We start from the raw sequence: 15,350 nt of genomic DNA, 5'->3' as shown, positions 1-15,350 counted from the left end.
CGCAAGATCACCGAAGCCCTCGACGCCGCCTGACAACATGCCGACCCCCACAACCCGCAGCGTGTCACCCGGGGTCCCGCCCGGACCCCGGGGACACGACGGCGTGCCGGGGTCAGGCCGGCCGAACCGGCTCACTTCCCCTGGCCGATGCCCGCCGCCGACTTCCGTCGTAGGCTGCATCTCGCACGTGATGGGCAGGAGGCAGAAGTGGCCGAGACGATGGTGGCCGAGGTGATGGCCGAACTGGCCGAGCTCGAGGACCCCAGGGCACGCGAGGTGAACGAGAAACACGGTGACGATCACGGCGTGAACCTCAGCAAGCTGCGCGCGATCGCGAAGCGGCTGAAGACACAGCAGGAACTCGCGTGCCGGCTCTGGGAGACGGATGACACCGCGGCGAGACTGCTGGCGATCCTGATCTGCCGCCCGAAGGCGTTCGAGCGTGACGAGTTGGACGTCATGTTGCGCGAGGCGCGCACACCCAAGGTGCACGACTGGCTCGTGAACTACGTGGTGAAGAAGAACCCGCACTCCGAAGAACTGCGCCTGGCCTGGTTCGCCGATCCGGATCCAGCGGTCGCGAGTGCCGGCTGGGCGCTGACCACCGAACGCGTGACGAAGAAGCCCGAGAGCCTCGACCTCGTAGGACTGCTCGACGTCATCGAGGCGGAGATGAAGGACGCCCCGGATCGCCTTCAGTGGGCGATGAACCACTGCCTGGCTCAGATCGGGATCGACCACGCCGAGCACCGCGCCCGTGCCATCGACATCGGTGAGCGTCTGGAGGTGCTCAAGGACTACCCGACTTCCGCGGGCTGCACGTCTCCGTTCGCACCGATCTGGATCAACGAGATGGTGCGCCGACAGCACGATTAGCACAACGTGCCGATCGGCTCCCGGCCCGCCAGGCCGGGTAAGCCATCAGGATTGCGCTCCACCCACGATCCTCGTCCGGCGGGAGAGCCCATGCGATCCGCGCGGCCACCCCGGCAGTTCCCACACTGAGAGCAGGTTTCGTCAATGGCATGCCGTATCAGTGAGCTCGTGCTCAACTGCCAGGACCCCGAGGTGCTGGCGCGGTTCTGGTGCGAGGTCCTGGACTTCGTAGTGCTCGATCGCGAGGAGGACAGTATCGAGATAGGGCCGCGCGAAGGTTTCGGCGGCCCGCAGCCGACGATCATCCTCAGCCGTCACGACGAGCCGCAGAAAGGGACACTCCGGCTGCACATCGACGTCAACGCCACCGACCGCGACCAGGACGCCGAGCTCGAACGCCTCCTGAAGCTCGGGGCGCGCCGAGCCGACGTCGGCCAGACCGGGGAGGAGTCCTGGCATGTCCTCGCCGATCCAGAAGGCAACGAGTTCTGCCTGCTCAGGACCCGCCTCGCCCCACTCTGACGGCCACACCTCACGGCACCCCCGCGAACAGCCCGCACGGCATCACCGCCGCCAGAGCGCCACCTCGACGAGGTCCTTGCTTGTCGATGAGGGCTGACGATCTTATGGGTGGGCGCCCGTCTACAACGAGCGCAGTCCCTGGAGGGCGACGTCGAGGGCGCGCCGGATCGAGGTCAGGTACTCCTCCATCGAGGGGCCCTGGCGGAGGCTGACGGTGCCGGCGGCTTGAGCGGCCCCCATCAGGGATCCGACAGCGGCAGCCGCGGTAACCGGGTCGAGCACGCGGGGGTAGGCCTTCAGGAGCGCGTCGGCGATCGCCTGCTGGAGGTCGAACTGCACGTGCAGGGCCTTGGCCTGCACGGCAGGCAGTTTCATGACGGTGTCATCGAGGTGCTTCAGATTCCCGCCAGCCCCGGAGAGCGGCCCTTCGGCCAGACGCCGGGCGAAGACTCGTTCGTAGATCTCGAGTATTACGTCGGAGACGTGTTCCTCCGGCGCTCGTTCGCCGATCACTTCGACGGCCGCTTGGACGTACTGGTCGGTGTCGGCGAACAGCACGTCTTCCTTCGTGGGGAAGTGGTTGAAGAACGTCTTCTTGGCCACGTCGGCCGCCTGGGTGATCTGCACGATGGTGGTCTGCTCGTATCCCTGTTCGGCGAACAGCCTGAGCGCCGTGTCGACCAGCAGTTGCCTCGTCTGGAGTTTCTTTCGCTCACGTCGCGTCTCGTCCGCCATGCCAAGAGAGCCTACACCTGGCATATGAGTATACTTGGACTACTTTTAGTCCAGGTGTAGCTTAGTCGCAGGTACCGACGAGCCGACCCGTACGCGGGCCCAGACAGGACGGAAACTCTCATGACACTTCCCGCTCTGACCCCGGTGGAGGAAACTCTGTGGATCACCCTGACCGGCCGGGCGTTCGACAGCCGTCTGCCGGACCCGATCCTCGGGGACACGATGGCCGACGAACTCGTTCGCAAAACCGGCTACACCGACGACAAGCTCCGCTGGACCAGGGTCTCCTGCGTCGAAGTCGCCCAGCGGGCCAAGAAACTGGATGAGATCGCGCAGCGGTTCATCGCCCGCCATCCCGACGCGATCGGTGTCGACCTGGGCGCCGGGCTGGACACGCGGGCGTTCCGCATCGACCCGCCGCCCACCGTCGACTGGTACGACGTCGACTTCCCCCACGTCGTCACCGCCCGGCGGCAGCTAATCCCCGACCGCCCGCACGTCCACGCCATTGGCGCGGACCTGACCGACCCGGCCTGGCTGGAGAGCCTCCCCGCCGACCGCCCCGCCGTGATCGTCGCCGACGGCCTGATGGCGTTCCTCGCCGAAGCCGACATGATCGCCCTGCTGCGGCGGCTCACCGACCATCTCCACAGCGGGGAGATCGTGTTCAACGTCTACAACAAGTTCACGGTACGGGCTGCGAAACTCGCCCCCAGCGTCCGATTTCTGGTCCCCCTCTTCAAGTCCCCGGGCTTCGGCAGCCTGGACCCCGTGCGCTGGAATCCCAAGCTCACGCTCATCGAGGAGATCATGCTCGTCCGCGAGCCGGAGGTCGCCCAGTATCCGCCGGCCCTGCGTCTGTGGACCCGCTTGACCGCACTCAGCACGTCCTTGTCCAGGCTGGGCACCGTGATCGCGCGCTACCGCTTCTGACGCGGACAGCAGTGCCGGGTGAAGGAACCGGTCGGCGGGCAACGCGGTGAACCTCCGCACCAGTTCGTCATCGTTTTGGCTCTTCCGCTACGCGACCAGGGAGGTCTCCAGTGCGTAGGCGCTGACGTAGCGCGAGAGGGCGTCGATCGCCCAGCCCGCCGTCTGCGGTTCGATGCCCCTGCCCACGCCGAGCCCCGGTTCTGGCGCTACGCGGAACGGTCGTGCCCGTTGAGTGCTTCGCGGCGATATTTGCGCGCGGTGCTCGCGTGCACCCCCAGCGCTCGGGCGAGCGCGGTCCCGGTCATGTTCGGATCCTGAGCGAGCAGGGCCGCCACCTGGGCTCTCCGGTCGCCGTCCTCCCGAACCTCGCCCGTCAGCGCGTCTCGGCCCGCCTGCGCAACCACCGGTTCGGGCTCGGCGGACGCTGACCGGCGGCGCTCGCCGGTTTCCCGTGTCGGCTCGACCTGCGCCACCGGTCCCGGCTGCGGCGCCTGATCCGAGGCGGCGCTCGGGGGCGCGGGCGCGGGCGCGGGCGCAGGCTCGGCGAGCGCTCGCTCCGGCTGCCCTGAGTCATGCGTGCGATCGGCGATCTCGCGACCCGAGCGGACCACCCACATGATCAACTCGTACGAGATCACCAAGGCGATCGCCGGCCACGCGGCCAGCGCCGCAGCCAGGGGTCCCTTCTCGATCCCGTGCAAGATGTTCGCCGCCAGCGTCGCGGCGACTCCCAGCGCCAGCGCCCACCGGGCCAGCGCCGGCACAGCCAGGCGGTAACGGGCACACCACAGCAGCACCATCGAGGAGGAGTAGATCATGCCGTCCACCGTCGCCGGGACCAGATGCGCCGATAACTCGTCCTCGGCGCCGTACCTCTCGATCACCGCCACCGCATGCCAGTACGACACCCACGCAGCCACCGCCGCGACCGCCAGCACCACGACCGTCATCGAGACACGGATCAGCCGATCCCCGCCCCGAGGCGCCTGCTTGACCGAATTCACTCCAGAAATGTTGCCATGCCCGATGTCTCGCTATGTCCCCATCGGTCACTTCTGTCACAGGCAGGCGATCCTCTATGCGGTCCGACGTCGGTCAACAGGTGGATGCCGTACGGCGGCACGGCCGAGCCCCGTTCGCAGGTTCACCCAAAAGGGGGAACAGGCCTCCTCCGAAAGGGGAATCGCGGCCGGGCGCCGGCCGAAAACCTCGTAAGTACGACCCGTTCGATCGGAGTGCGCCCTGTTGAACCGGACCCACCGCGCGCCCGTTCTGGGCCTGACCTTCGCGGTCGGCCTCGCCTCGACCCTCGCGTTCGCCAGCCCCGGCGCGTCCTGGGCGGCGGACGACGCACCCACCCCGAGCCCGTCCGCCCTGAAAACCTCCCGCCTCAAGGGGTGGGCCAGAATGTACTTTCCGGCGCCCGACAACGACATCCAGGTCACGGTGGACGCCCATGCCACGTTCGATCCGAACGGGGCATCCATGCCCACGGGGCCCCCAGCCGGATCGGGCTGAGCGGCGGGCCCCAGCCCGGCGACGGTCAGCTCCGCAGGTGCATGGCTCCCGCGGCCGACGCGCCGCTGATCAAGGGCGGCTACGAACTGATCGACAAAAAATGATCCGCCGCTGGTCGAGCTGTTCTTGGGGCACCGCTGGGACACCGGCGAAAGGGGCAATAAGCTCCCAAAGCTGCTGGTCAGAGGGCATTGCCGACCAGAGCTCGGCCGAGCGAGGCGACCGAGGGGTGCTGGGTGACAAACTACGTGACCACGTGCCCCTGGTCAGCCCGGCCAACGGTCGTTGCCGGCAACGACGACCGCGCTCACCTCGGGCTCGTCCACCTCGACGAAGGTCTTGCGCAACTCGGTGCTCAGCGGCAACCCCGCGCCCACCATGAACGAGAGCCGCCCGGGCGCGATCATCGCACTGCCGCGAATGATCGAGGGGGCGCGGCACGCGTTCTCCGAGGAGTTCAGGGAGATCGCGAGCCTTCCGGCGCCGGAGTTCCTGCGGCTCGCGTGAGGCGGGCGGCCAGCGCGTGCAGGTGCGCGGCGAGCTCGCTCGGCTCGTGCACCTCGAACTCACACCCCAAACCCAGCAGGCGGAAGGCGAGCCAGTCCAGGGTGTCGCCGTGCATGCGCAGCCGGCAGCGCCCCCCGTCGATCGGCGCGACCTCGCCCAGCGCCCTGATCACCTCCGTGGGCCGGGTCTGCAGCGTGACGACGGCCTCGTACGTGAGAGCGAGCGAGTAGAGCTTCTCGGCGACGTACGCGGCGGCATCCCCGAAGGGCGGCTCACGCGGCACGACCCTGGCGCCCGTCGCCCGCAGATCGGCGATGCGGTCGATGCGGAAGATCCGCCAGTCGTCGCGGTCATGGTCGTGCCCCAGCAGGTACCAGCGCCGCCCGGCCACGACGAGGCGATACGGGTCGACCAGCCGCTCGCTGCTCGTACCGTCGTTCGCCCGGTACCCGAATCGGACTCGTTCCCGGTTCGCCACGGCCGCCGCCAGCATGGTGAGCCCCTCGGGATCGACCTGCGGCCCGCCCTCCACGGGCAGCGGGACGGTGGCGCCGCCCAGTGACCTGACCCGGTAGCGCAGGCGGGACGGCAGTACCTGCTCCAGCTTGGCCAGGGCGCGTACCGACGCCTCCTCGATGCCCTGGACCGGGTTCCTGGCGGCGGTGGACAGGCCGACCGCGATGGCCACCGCCTCCTCGTCGTCCAGCAGCAGCGGCGGCATTGCCGCGCCCGCGACCAGCCGGTATCCGCCGGCCGCGCCCATGGTGGCCTCGACCGGGTAGCCGAGGTCGCGCAGGCGCTCAACGTCGCGCCGGACCGTACGGCGGCTGACCCCGAGGCGCTCGGCCAGCTCGCCGCCCGGCCACTCGCGCGAGGTCTGGAGCAGCGACAGCAGGGCCAGGAGCCGGGACTCGGTCATGAATCTCAGCGTAGATGCGCATGTAGGACGAGATTTGACCTACTTCCGAAATAGCTTCCAGCCATGAACATTCCAGAGGGCTACACCACTGTCACGCCGTGGATCATCGGACACGACACCGCAGGGCTCATCGACTACCTCAAGGCCGCGTTCGACGCCGTCGAACTGGCCAGGCTGGCCAATGACGAGGGACGCATCGAGCACGCGGAGGTGCGGATCGGCGACGCGGTGGTGATGGTGTTCGACGCGGCTTCCCACTGGCCGCCCACCCCGGCCTTCCTTCGCCTGTACGTCCCCGACGCCGACGCCACCCACCGCCGCGCCGTCGAGGCGGGCGGGACGTCGGTGACCGAGGTCACGCACCTGTTCTGGGGCGACCGGGTGGGGCGCGTACGCGACCCGTTCGGCAACCTGTGGTGGATCCAGTCCCGCGTCGAGGAGGTCTCGCCTGAAGAGATGGAGCGCCGCATGAGCGACCCCGTGTTCACGAAGGCCATGGAGTACGTCCAGAGCGCGGACTTCTTCCCCGGCCGATGAGCCGAATGATCGCCGGGGCGGGGAAGAGCATCAGGTAGAGGAACTGCCTGCCGCCCTCGGCGGTTCATCGAGATCGGGCTCAGGACATTGAACCCCTGAGAGTGCAGGGCGACCCGTTCCCATCATGTGCCGGAAGAGCTTGTTCTCAGGGACGATCTCCGGCGGCGGCAAGCACCACTCGACGGCGAGCAGCGAGGACTCAGGGACGTAGCCGGTCTTGCGCCCGGTCGGGAAACCCTCGGGATAAGGGGATGCCCGCAAGACCATGTCCATGTAGTCGCTGACCGCGTGCCGGCCGCCCACCCGTAGTCCTGCCCCAATGGCATCAACGAGCGCGTTGTGCTCGGCGGCTGCCCGCTCGGCCTCGGAAACCCGCGCTTGATGAGCTCGTCGGCGCTCGACCACCTCCTTCTGCCGCTGGGTTTCGCGATATTGATGTTCGGCTTCCGCTTGGCGAAGGGCCGTCTCGTACCGCTGTTCGCCTCCGAACTTGCGCTGCAGCCATCCGGGTGACGGGGGCGGTTGCCACACGGGTGCGGCCAGGGGGTTTGCAAGTGGGCCTAGATCCAGCAGCGGAACCTCCGGTTTGCGGCGAAGGGCCGCAAAGCGGATCCTCGGGTTCCTGGTCAAAGAGGAACGCAGAAGGGCTTCCAACTCCTCGACGCGTGCTTCGACCTGGCGGGTGCGATCTGCTGCCTCGGCGTCTCGTGCGGCCGCTTCAGCTTGCAGTCGCTGTTGCCCCTGGGCCTTGCGTTCTCGTTCTCGCTTCTGCCGGGCTTGCTCAGCGGCGCGTTCCTGCCTGCGCCGCTCGGCTTCCCAGTCTCGATGAGACCCGACGAACCAGAACCTCGTGCCACGCCGCACCTCGCCGAAACTACAGGTCACACAGGCACGAACGTAACCCGGCAGATCAGCGTCGGCAATGTGCTGCAGTCGCGGACATTCCACACGCCTGGAGCCGCTGCAGCCGCAGGCTGACCTCCATCTCGTGGGCGAAAGGTGCAATTACGTACGGCGGCACCTGATCCTAAAAACACAATTCGGCAACGCATGGGGGCACCCCAGCTAAGTAGGTTGCCGAGGTATGCCCGGAGTGCCACGTTCACTACGGAAGCAGTCCCTCGGGAACCCCGAGGCCAAAAATGTCAGTCGCGAAGCATAGCGTGCTGGACATGGAGACGGAGGCGGCCATTAACAGGATGTCGCGCGAGAGGCCGTATCGGCAGCTCACCACGGCCAAGACTGTACTGATCTCGTTCGTGGTCGCCGTCGTCGGAGGGGTCCTACTGTACGCCGGAGGCTTGGACCTCGAGTGGGAAGGCGGGAAGGCACTCCTCAATAACCTGGGATCTGCCCTCATCGTGTCGGTGGGGCTGGCACTCGTCTGGGACCTATGGGGCAGGCGCGCATTCTCCCGCGAGATCTTGGAAACGGCTCGAACTGCAACAGAGGTGGAGGCTGCCGGGCTTGTGAGGATTGGGACAAATTATGTCGAAGACCCAGACTGGGAAGACCTCTTCAGGAATGTCCGAAAACTAGATATCTTCGTCGCTTACGGGCGCACATGGAGAAACGCCCAAATGTCCCGGCTTAGAGCTCTGGCGGGCAATGCGGATGCGAGGATTCGGGTATACCTACCTGACCCCGATGACTCTGTGACCATCGCCCATCTCGCCGATCGCTTCTCCATGGAAGCCGCGGACCTTGTCAATGCCATCAAGGAATCCCGGCGGGAGTTCGTGGGCCTCGCCACGGCAGGCAAGGCAAAGATTCAAGTGTATTACAGAAGGGGCGATGTCGTCTTCAGCTGCTATCGCTTCGACCAGACGGCAATCCTGACCCTGTACTCACACAGTCGTAAGCGATCGCAAGTACCGACGGTCGTGTGCCGGGCAGGCGGAAGCTTGTATCGGTTCATCCGCGACGAGCTCGAGGCAATTGAGGAGCAAAGCAAGCTCGTCAACTAAGGAGGAGTCATGTTGTCGCAGACCAACCTCGTAGAAGGCGACCTTCCGGCCGACATGTTGCCGGCTCTACGAAATGCGGGTGCAGTGGCCTGCGATATCGAAACATCCGGCCTCGACTGGAAGCGCGAGAAAATTGCCACGGTTCAACTATACGCTCCTGACGTCGGGGCCGTAGTTCTCAAGGTTCGACCCATCCCTCCTCGGCATTTCATTGCAGTGATGGAGGACAGAAGCATCATAAAAGTATTTCACCATGCACCGTTCGACCTGCGCTTCCTACGCGCACATTGGGGGGTTGACGCTGAATCTGTAATATGCACCAAGGTCGCCTCACGGCTGGTGGATCCCGATGTTGAGAGATCTCAACACAGCCTCAAACCCCTACTGAGTCGCTACCTGGGCGTGAGTATCAGCAAAGCGCAACAGACAAGCAATTGGACAGCGCCATCTTTGTCCGCCGAACAAGTAGAGTACGCCGCACAGGATGTTCGACATCTATTGGATCTGTGGACAGCGCTTGAATCACGCCTAGGGCGAGCCGATCTACTGCCTTTATACCGGAAGTGCATGGCTTTTATGCCGACTCAAGTACAATTGGAGATCAGAGGTATCGCAGACGTCTTCGCGCATTGAAGCCCGCCCGCCTGGATTGCGGATGCCGCCGTCAATCTTATGGACGATGCTCAAAGACGTCTGCGTCGCCACAATGCTCCTCGCGAAACAAGAACATGGCGGGCCGGACGCGAAGTCGAGCATGACGGGAAGCTCGTGTCGCTCGCCAAGCTCGTACAGACTCGTCAACGGCAGCTCACCAAGACTGACCCGGAGCTCGTCGCCCTACAGGTGCTGGTGATCAAAGCGCTGCGCTGACGGCCCAGCCTCGCCCTGCACGAGAGCGGCCTGCCTGCGGGAGTCACCGCGGAGCAGGCCGAGCGCCGACTCCTCGGCCTGCTCCGGAGCTAGCGCCCCAGGGACTCGGCAGCCGAGATCATCCGAGCAACGTCCGCTAGCGGTGGGTCGTAGCTACGTTGTGGCGACGCACTGCCAACTACGGCAATCAACGGGCCTATGAGCCCTGATTTTCGGTGCCGATGAGAGGGCTCGAAAGATTGTTGCGAGGGCACTTGTCAGCGGTCATGTGAAAACCCTGGTGGGCGAACAGGCCATTCCCCGGCAAATGGCCACGTCGTGCCTGCTGAGCGCCAGCTGAAGTCCAGATGGACGGCCATTAGGGGCAGGCCCCTGAGACCAGGATCGCGGAGGCCGACGCTCGGTCTGCAAGCGCGCTCCAGCCTGTACAGCGGATGCCGAAGCCTACGACCGTGCCGCTCTCCGTCGGGAACCGGGACTTCACAGGCCGGTGGGTTCTGGCTATGGATGGGCCTCGGCCTGGCCCTCGGCTCGGGTTGTGGCGTGACCAGCAGCTAGGTCCAACTCCGCGGGGGTCACACCGATGCCCGCGATGCCCTCGAGACCGGAGTCGGCGAAGTCGGCTCCGACGAGCACCGCGCCGGTCAGGTCGGCGTTCCTCAAGCTCGCCCCTGTGAAGGTCGTATTCGACAGATCACATCCGGCCAGGATGGCGTCGTCGAGATTGGAATCGGCGAAGCAGAACCCGCTCAGGTCCTGCCCGGACAGGTCGGCACCGCGCAAGTCGACCTTCTCCAGCTCGATGCCGACGCCTGACGGGATCATCGCACGTCGGCCGAGGGCCGCCATGGCACCGCCGATGTCATCACGGAGCCCACCGTGGTAACGCTGCCGCTCAGCGTCCACCTCCTGCATCGGCCGCGACGGCGGCCACGGCGCCTGCTGCCTGACGAACGAGGCCAGCAGAGCTGCGATATGACCGCGATAATGCGGGGCCACCTCGGCGATCTGCTCCAGCGCATAGACGCCCCCCATACGCGTCCCCACGTGATCACCCGACAGCTGCTCGATGGCCTTGGTGAACCGGTCGATGAACTGTCCTTCCCGATGCACCCTGATCTGCCGCAGGGTCATCACGGCGCCCAGCGCGATCCCGCCCAGGGCTACAACAGCGGCCAACCCCTGCATCAGCGTCGAACGGACATCGTTGACCGCCTTGAGCCGATCAACCGCCGATAACGCCGACCGGCCGCCGACTCCGAGATCATGGCTAATGATCCAGGCGGGCGCGAACACCACGCACGCGACCGCCAGAGCACCAGCCACGACCACGATCAAAGGCACCAAGACAGTCAGTCGCTTCATCCCCGAAGCATGACCGCACCACCGCGCCGGAACAACCCGACAGCCCTGCAGGCAAACAGCGCCCGCCCCATCGGACGCTCAGCGGGGATAGCTCCCGCCCGACCCATCGCGCTGGTGCTGCTGACGTCGATCATTGTTCAAGCCTCGCGATCACCGAAGATCACTGGGAACGTGCGATGCGGCCGCACGTCCGGACATGTAGTGGCCTTCCACCTGGACTTCAGCTGGCCGCTCAGCAGGAACGGCGTGGCCACCCCCTGGAGAAACCGGTGTCCGTTCACAGCACTTCTCGCTTCGAAACGGCCGTTGGCGAGTCGCTATCTGGAGCCGCCAATGTCAACGGGCCCTGATCCGCCGTTGTCCGCACCCTCGCTGCGCCGGCACTGCCACCAGTTCGTGTTGTTGAATGTTGATCATCTGGCGAGCGTTCTGGAGGATGGCATGGTACTGCCCCAGGCACCCCGGAGCCGTTACCGAAGCAGCGGAGCAGGTGGTCGCTTTCGTGCGCTTACCCCTCCGTCAGCGCCTACGTTCTGGGTGTTCAAGGTCCCCGAGTAGCGCAACGACGAGAAGCTGGCCCGGCCGCATGAGCGGGCAAGCTTACTCCCGCCCGACACCGAGCATGATCAACGGGCCAAGCTGGGAATGATGGGTCTCCTGGCGGCCAACGGCAATCAACGCGACTACCTGGTCCAGCCGGCCCTGCTCACCGAGCTGCCCGACGCCGAGATCGCGCGCTACTACGAGAGTCCGCCACGATCAAGGGAGTCGACGGTCACGAACTCTCTGGTGCCGTGTACGTCAACCCGACGTGGATCATGGCGAGCCTGTTTCAAGAACGTCATCGTGGAGTTCTTGGACGGACCCCAGGAAGCCGGGTTCGACGTGTCCTGCCACTGTGACAGGCGCGGATGCCTGCCTAGACTCACCGTCCCGCCTCCTTGAGCTTGGCGCGCAGACAAGGCTACGCCCCCATGATCGGACGCGTCTGGTACGTGATCACGGGCATATGCCTGCCATCGGCGGCCGCGGATGGCACCCCTCGAACGCAGAAGGACCTGCGTTTCCGCAGGTCCTTGCCCATCTTGCGATGGTGATCGCGAGTGCCCCCCGCAGGATTCGAACCTGCGCTCCCAGCTCCGGAGGCCGGCCGAAATCATGCCGTCGACCTGGGGTAACACCCCGTACGAGCGACCATCTGTACGCCGCTCGTACGTGATCATGCATCAAAGCCCCTGAGACCGGTTGATCACTCCTCCTATCCCCCGGCATTCGGAGCCGCCGATTCTCAGCTCAACGTGCACTTCAGCAAGCCTGTCTCGGTGCGGGCACGACTCCCAGCCTTCCAGTCTTGGGACCCTCCAACCAACCCAGCACAGCCCAGACAGCCATCCAACGCGCCGACCGATTGCTCCGTCTTGGTATCCTGCCAGCGATGATTACTAACTGTAGTCAAATTCTTACCATATGCAATCCGAACTGGGGCTTTGCCGAACTCCAGGCCCGTTCCTGGTCGGCGCGACACGACCTGGTCACCGGCGAGGAGGAGATGCGGCGACTGGCCCGGATGGGGCAGGGGCGCATGGCCGGATGGCTGGCCCCGCAGGCCGGGCCGGCGGAGCTGGGCCTGCTCGCGCAGTGGGGGGCGTTCATCGCGTTGGTCGACGACGGGTTCGATCGGCACGGCCAGTCGCCGGAGCAGGTGCGGGCCTTGCTGGACCAGCTGCTCGACGTGCTCGGCGGCGCGGACGGCACCCGGCACCCGGACGGCCGAGGCTGGCCAAATGCCGGTGGCGGCTTTTGGCCTGCAACTCAGGTGCGGTGCGTCCGGCCTGGGCCAGATGTTGGAGCGCCGAATGACGGAGTTGGTGCAGAGTCCAGCCTTGGCTGTGCGGGTCGAGGTCGGCGGAACGGACTCGAACAGGTACTCGGCGCGCGGGTAGGACAGCTGGCCCCACCCGGTGGTCGGGCAGATGTCGGCGGCTGCGGGCGCGCGTGGGCCGGAGGTCGCCACGCCGGGCGGGGTGCGGCGCTGGAGCCGACGGGTGGGGTTGGTGGCCGGGAGGTCCTGGCGCTGGGCCCAGGTGGTGGTGAAGGAGGCCAAGGCGGACAGGTGGCGGTTCCAGGTGGCCAGGGCGGCGGTGTCTCAGGCGGCCATGGTCTCGGCGTAGTCGTCAGGTTCGAGGTCGGCGATCGAGTGGTGCGGGCCGGCCACGGTGATCAGGCGTCATCCGGACGATCTATCACGCCTCTGATCTGCGATTTTGTATGCTCGAAGCTGTCGCACCAGTCGCGGTTGAAGCTTTGCGCTCGGGCCGAGAACCGTGCAGTCCCGGTCTTGGCCATGTGACCATGCTCGCGAGACAGTGGAACTCCGCTCCGTCGCCGATCCCTCAGGTTGGTCCATGAGCCGCTTTGAAGATCGCTTACCCCGCCTTCCCGGCCATCCCGTGCGAACGGACAAGATCCCGCGGATACGCACCGCATGGCGATATCGGGTATCGGTGCCTTTCGTCTTCACCGCACTCATAGGACTCGTCACACTGGCGTGCGCCCTGTTCCTTCCGCGCTATGTCCTCGCATGGGATCTGGGCACCGCCAAGCCGCCGGATGACTACGCTGCCGCAGTGAACGACATCCGAACCGCTCTGCTCCAAGGAGTCGGCGGTTTGGTACTCCTGATCGGTGCCTATCTGACCTGGCGTCAGCTCAAGCTCAGCCGCCACGGGCAGGCCACCGAGTCCTTCGCTGCTGCTATTACCCACCTGGGTGATCCAAGCCTGGACGTCCGCCTCGGCGGCATCTACGCCCTGGAACGCATCTCCCGCACCTCCCCGGCCGACCGCCGGCCCATCTCGGAGATCCTCTCCTCGTTCGTCGGCAACCGCACCCGCGACCCTCAACGAAATATTGGGCACGCGCGGCAGGACAGCACACCGCTAGGCAGCGATGTCAACCTTTCCCTCCGCGCCCCCGACGTCCACGCGGCGCTGATCGCGCTCGGTCGCCGGGACCCAGTCCGAAATCAAGTGCTCCATCTCGACCGTTTGGACCTTCCCAAGGCCAACCTCGCTTCTACCCGGCTCCGGGACGCGGATCTCCACTTCAGCAACCTGGCGAAGGCTTCCCTCATCGGAGCCGATCTGACCCGAGTGGATCTCTCCGGAGTGCGACTGGCGGGGGCGAACCTCATCGACGCCGTTCTCTACCAGGCCGACCTGCGCGACGCTGTCCTGAGCGGGGCCATAGCGGAGGGTGTTGATCTCCGTGGGACGGATCTGACCAGGGCCGACCTGCGGAACGCAAACTTGCGCGGCGCTCGCATGGACTACGCCGACCTCCGAGAGACCGCGCTGACCGGTGCCGACCTCGCAGGCGCCTCACTGAAACGAGTGGTCTTCGATGAGAAGACCGAATGGCCCGAGGGCTTCGACACCTCACGTATCAAGCCAACGCGCCGACGGAACCTTCCGCCCATCAGCCCCCGCGACTACGACGAGTTCGCCGTCCCAACGGTAGCCGCCAAGAACGGCCAGCCACCCGAGCCCACGTAACGCCTGCCGATGATCACCGTGCCTCTCTCGCCGTGCGGAGGTAGCCGGCAACAACGGTGCAATGCAAGATCACGGTCGGTCCACAACCAGCGAGCTACAACGAGAACGGGCGGGACCCCGTGAGACTGGAGGCCCGCCCGTTCCTACGATGTTCACCCTGGTCAGCGGCCGAAACCGCCGGTCAAGATCGAGTGCCCCTGTAGGATTCGAACCTACGCACCCGGCTCCGGAGGCCGGTCGAAATCGCGCCTTTGACCTGGAGTAATGCTCCTTAGGAGCGGCCGTGTGCACGCCAGTAGTACGTAATCATGCATCAGAGCCTCTCAGACCGACTAATCGCCCACCCACCCGCGAGTCGGCTTCCTAAGCGAGGGTGTTCGACATCGCCCTTGACCACGTACACCCCTCACCGCTCCGATCCCGGGGCCATTAACCAGGCCTTGCCATGGAGGTAGCACCAAGAGATATCGTCCTCCTCGAAGGTGACCGGCTCGGTGTCCTTGAGTCGCCGAGTGGCGCTGTTGACTTGAGTGGTGTCCCTGACCTCGAAAGTCGAGGTGATCTATGCAGCTGCCCATGCTCTTCTTGCCCTCTATCAGTACGCGATTAAGCAGCAGTTCGGCGATGGCGAAGTCGGCGTAGCCCGGGCAGCGCTTGGCTGACTTGGCGGCGAACAGCTTGGAGCAGAAAGGGTGCTCGGGCCTTCCAGATCGACACTAATGTCCGAGGTAAGTTGATCTGCTTGGCGGTGACACCAACCCTGCCGGGCTCCCATTCCGAGGGCCGATTGGCTGCGCTACGCGCGGAAGCACCTCGGACATCCGACCCCGCCCCTGATCAGGCAGTCAGCCAATCACTGATCCCACCCGGAATTGATCACCTAGGCGCACGGCAGTTCTTGGCCTCCGGCTGCGCATCCGGACATCACGATGGCCGACATGATTCGCGTCAAGGGATCGATCCATCGGGCGAGGGAGAGGATCAAGACCCTATCCACATATCTTGGGATGATTCACTCCTTCTGGTCTCACACTTGCGCCACCCTCG

Annotated in this window: 16 protein-coding genes; 10 read left to right on the top strand and 6 right to left on the bottom strand. The window is 65.6% G+C overall.

All coding sequences use genetic code 11. The features are described 5' to 3' along the window. Window positions 1–207 precede the first annotated feature (207 nt). Window positions 208–876: a DNA alkylation repair protein gene (locus tag ABZS69_RS15215; RefSeq protein WP_355371619.1), complete on the top strand. Its 669-nt coding sequence runs from the start codon at window positions 208–210 to the stop codon at window positions 874–876. A gap of 144 nt (window positions 877–1,020) precedes the next feature. Then, window positions 1,021–1,398, top strand: a complete 378-nt coding sequence (locus ABZS69_RS15210) for a VOC family protein (protein ID WP_355371616.1) — start codon at window positions 1,021–1,023, stop codon at window positions 1,396–1,398. Between the two features lie 120 nt (window positions 1,399–1,518). On the opposite strand, the gene ABZS69_RS15205 is transcribed toward ABZS69_RS15210, so the two are convergent. Continuing rightward, on the bottom strand, window positions 1,519–2,133 hold the full coding sequence (locus ABZS69_RS15205) for a TetR/AcrR family transcriptional regulator (protein ID WP_355371613.1): 615 nt from the start codon (window positions 2,131–2,133) through the stop codon (window positions 1,519–1,521). Window positions 2,134–2,253: 120 nt separating this feature from the next. Here ABZS69_RS15205 and ABZS69_RS15200 point away from each other — a divergent pair, with 120 nt between their 5' ends. Next, complete coding sequence (locus ABZS69_RS15200; protein ID WP_355371611.1) at window positions 2,254–3,066, top strand: class I SAM-dependent methyltransferase; 813 nt, start codon at window positions 2,254–2,256, stop codon at window positions 3,064–3,066. 206 nt (window positions 3,067–3,272) lie between these two features. On the opposite strand, the gene ABZS69_RS15195 is transcribed toward ABZS69_RS15200, so the two are convergent. Then, window positions 3,273–4,016 carry a DUF2637 domain-containing protein gene (locus tag ABZS69_RS15195; protein WP_355371609.1) on the bottom strand — a complete coding sequence of 248 codons (744 nt, stop codon included), beginning with the start codon at window positions 4,014–4,016 and terminating at the stop codon, window positions 3,273–3,275. A 295-nt stretch (window positions 4,017–4,311) separates the two neighbouring features. Here ABZS69_RS15195 and ABZS69_RS15190 point away from each other — a divergent pair, with 295 nt between their 5' ends. Continuing rightward, window positions 4,312–4,584: a hypothetical protein gene (locus ABZS69_RS15190; RefSeq protein ID WP_355371606.1), complete on the top strand. Its 273-nt coding sequence runs from the start codon at window positions 4,312–4,314 to the stop codon at window positions 4,582–4,584. Window positions 4,585–4,850: 266 nt separating this feature from the next. On the opposite strand, the gene ABZS69_RS15185 is transcribed toward ABZS69_RS15190, so the two are convergent. Both ABZS69_RS15185 and ABZS69_RS15180 read right to left on the bottom strand, forming a co-directional pair. Beyond that, complete coding sequence (locus tag ABZS69_RS15185; protein WP_355371604.1) at window positions 4,851–4,991, bottom strand: hypothetical protein; 141 nt, start codon at window positions 4,989–4,991, stop codon at window positions 4,851–4,853. Between the two features lie 50 nt (window positions 4,992–5,041). Continuing rightward, window positions 5,042–6,010, bottom strand: coding sequence for a YafY family protein (locus ABZS69_RS15180; protein ID WP_355371601.1), 969 nt, complete (start codon window positions 6,008–6,010; stop codon window positions 5,042–5,044). A gap of 63 nt (window positions 6,011–6,073) precedes the next feature. Here ABZS69_RS15180 and ABZS69_RS15175 point away from each other — a divergent pair, with 63 nt between their 5' ends. After that, a complete protein-coding gene (locus ABZS69_RS15175; protein ID WP_355371599.1) occupies window positions 6,074–6,547 on the top strand; it encodes a VOC family protein in 474 nt (157 codons plus the stop codon). 30 nt (window positions 6,548–6,577) lie between these two features. Here ABZS69_RS15175 and ABZS69_RS15170 read toward each other — a convergent pair whose 3' ends face one another. Further along, window positions 6,578–7,411, bottom strand: coding sequence for a hypothetical protein (locus tag ABZS69_RS15170; protein WP_355371596.1), 834 nt, complete (start codon window positions 7,409–7,411; stop codon window positions 6,578–6,580). 308 nt (window positions 7,412–7,719) lie between these two features. Between ABZS69_RS15170 and ABZS69_RS15165 the strand changes: the two genes are divergently transcribed. Then, entirely contained in the window at window positions 7,720–8,514 is a 795-nt protein-coding gene (locus ABZS69_RS15165) for a hypothetical protein (RefSeq protein WP_355371594.1), read from the top strand. A gap of 9 nt (window positions 8,515–8,523) precedes the next feature. Continuing rightward, window positions 8,524–9,147 carry a ribonuclease D gene (locus tag ABZS69_RS15160; protein WP_355371591.1) on the top strand — a complete coding sequence of 208 codons (624 nt, stop codon included), beginning with the start codon at window positions 8,524–8,526 and terminating at the stop codon, window positions 9,145–9,147. Between the two features lie 738 nt (window positions 9,148–9,885). Here ABZS69_RS15160 and ABZS69_RS15155 read toward each other — a convergent pair. After that, window positions 9,886–10,749, bottom strand: a complete 864-nt coding sequence (locus ABZS69_RS15155) for a pentapeptide repeat-containing protein (RefSeq protein WP_355371588.1) — start codon at window positions 10,747–10,749, stop codon at window positions 9,886–9,888. A 1,973-nt stretch (window positions 10,750–12,722) separates the two neighbouring features. On the opposite strand from ABZS69_RS15155, the gene ABZS69_RS15150 reads away from it, so the two are divergent. The 3 genes from ABZS69_RS15150 to ABZS69_RS15140 all read left to right on the top strand — a co-directional run bounded on the left by ABZS69_RS15150 (window position 12,723) and on the right by ABZS69_RS15140 (window position 14,965). Further along, on the top strand, window positions 12,723–12,920 hold the full coding sequence (locus tag ABZS69_RS15150; protein WP_355371586.1) for a hypothetical protein: 198 nt from the start codon (window positions 12,723–12,725) through the stop codon (window positions 12,918–12,920). A gap of 234 nt (window positions 12,921–13,154) precedes the next feature. Then, window positions 13,155–14,303, top strand: coding sequence for a pentapeptide repeat-containing protein (locus ABZS69_RS15145; protein WP_355371583.1), 1,149 nt, complete (start codon window positions 13,155–13,157; stop codon window positions 14,301–14,303). A gap of 533 nt (window positions 14,304–14,836) precedes the next feature. Next, the gene (locus ABZS69_RS15140) at window positions 14,837–14,965 is read left to right on the top strand and encodes a hypothetical protein (RefSeq protein WP_355371581.1); all 129 of its coding nucleotides are present in this window, start codon (window positions 14,837–14,839) and stop codon (window positions 14,963–14,965) included. Window positions 14,966–15,350 lie beyond the last annotated feature (385 nt).

The sequence above is a fragment of the Nonomuraea sp. NPDC005650 genome (assembly GCF_040605375.1).
In the GTDB taxonomy this organism is placed as follows: domain Bacteria; phylum Actinomycetota; class Actinomycetes; order Streptosporangiales; family Streptosporangiaceae; genus Nonomuraea.
This window is presented reverse-complemented; position numbering and strand designations above follow the sequence as displayed.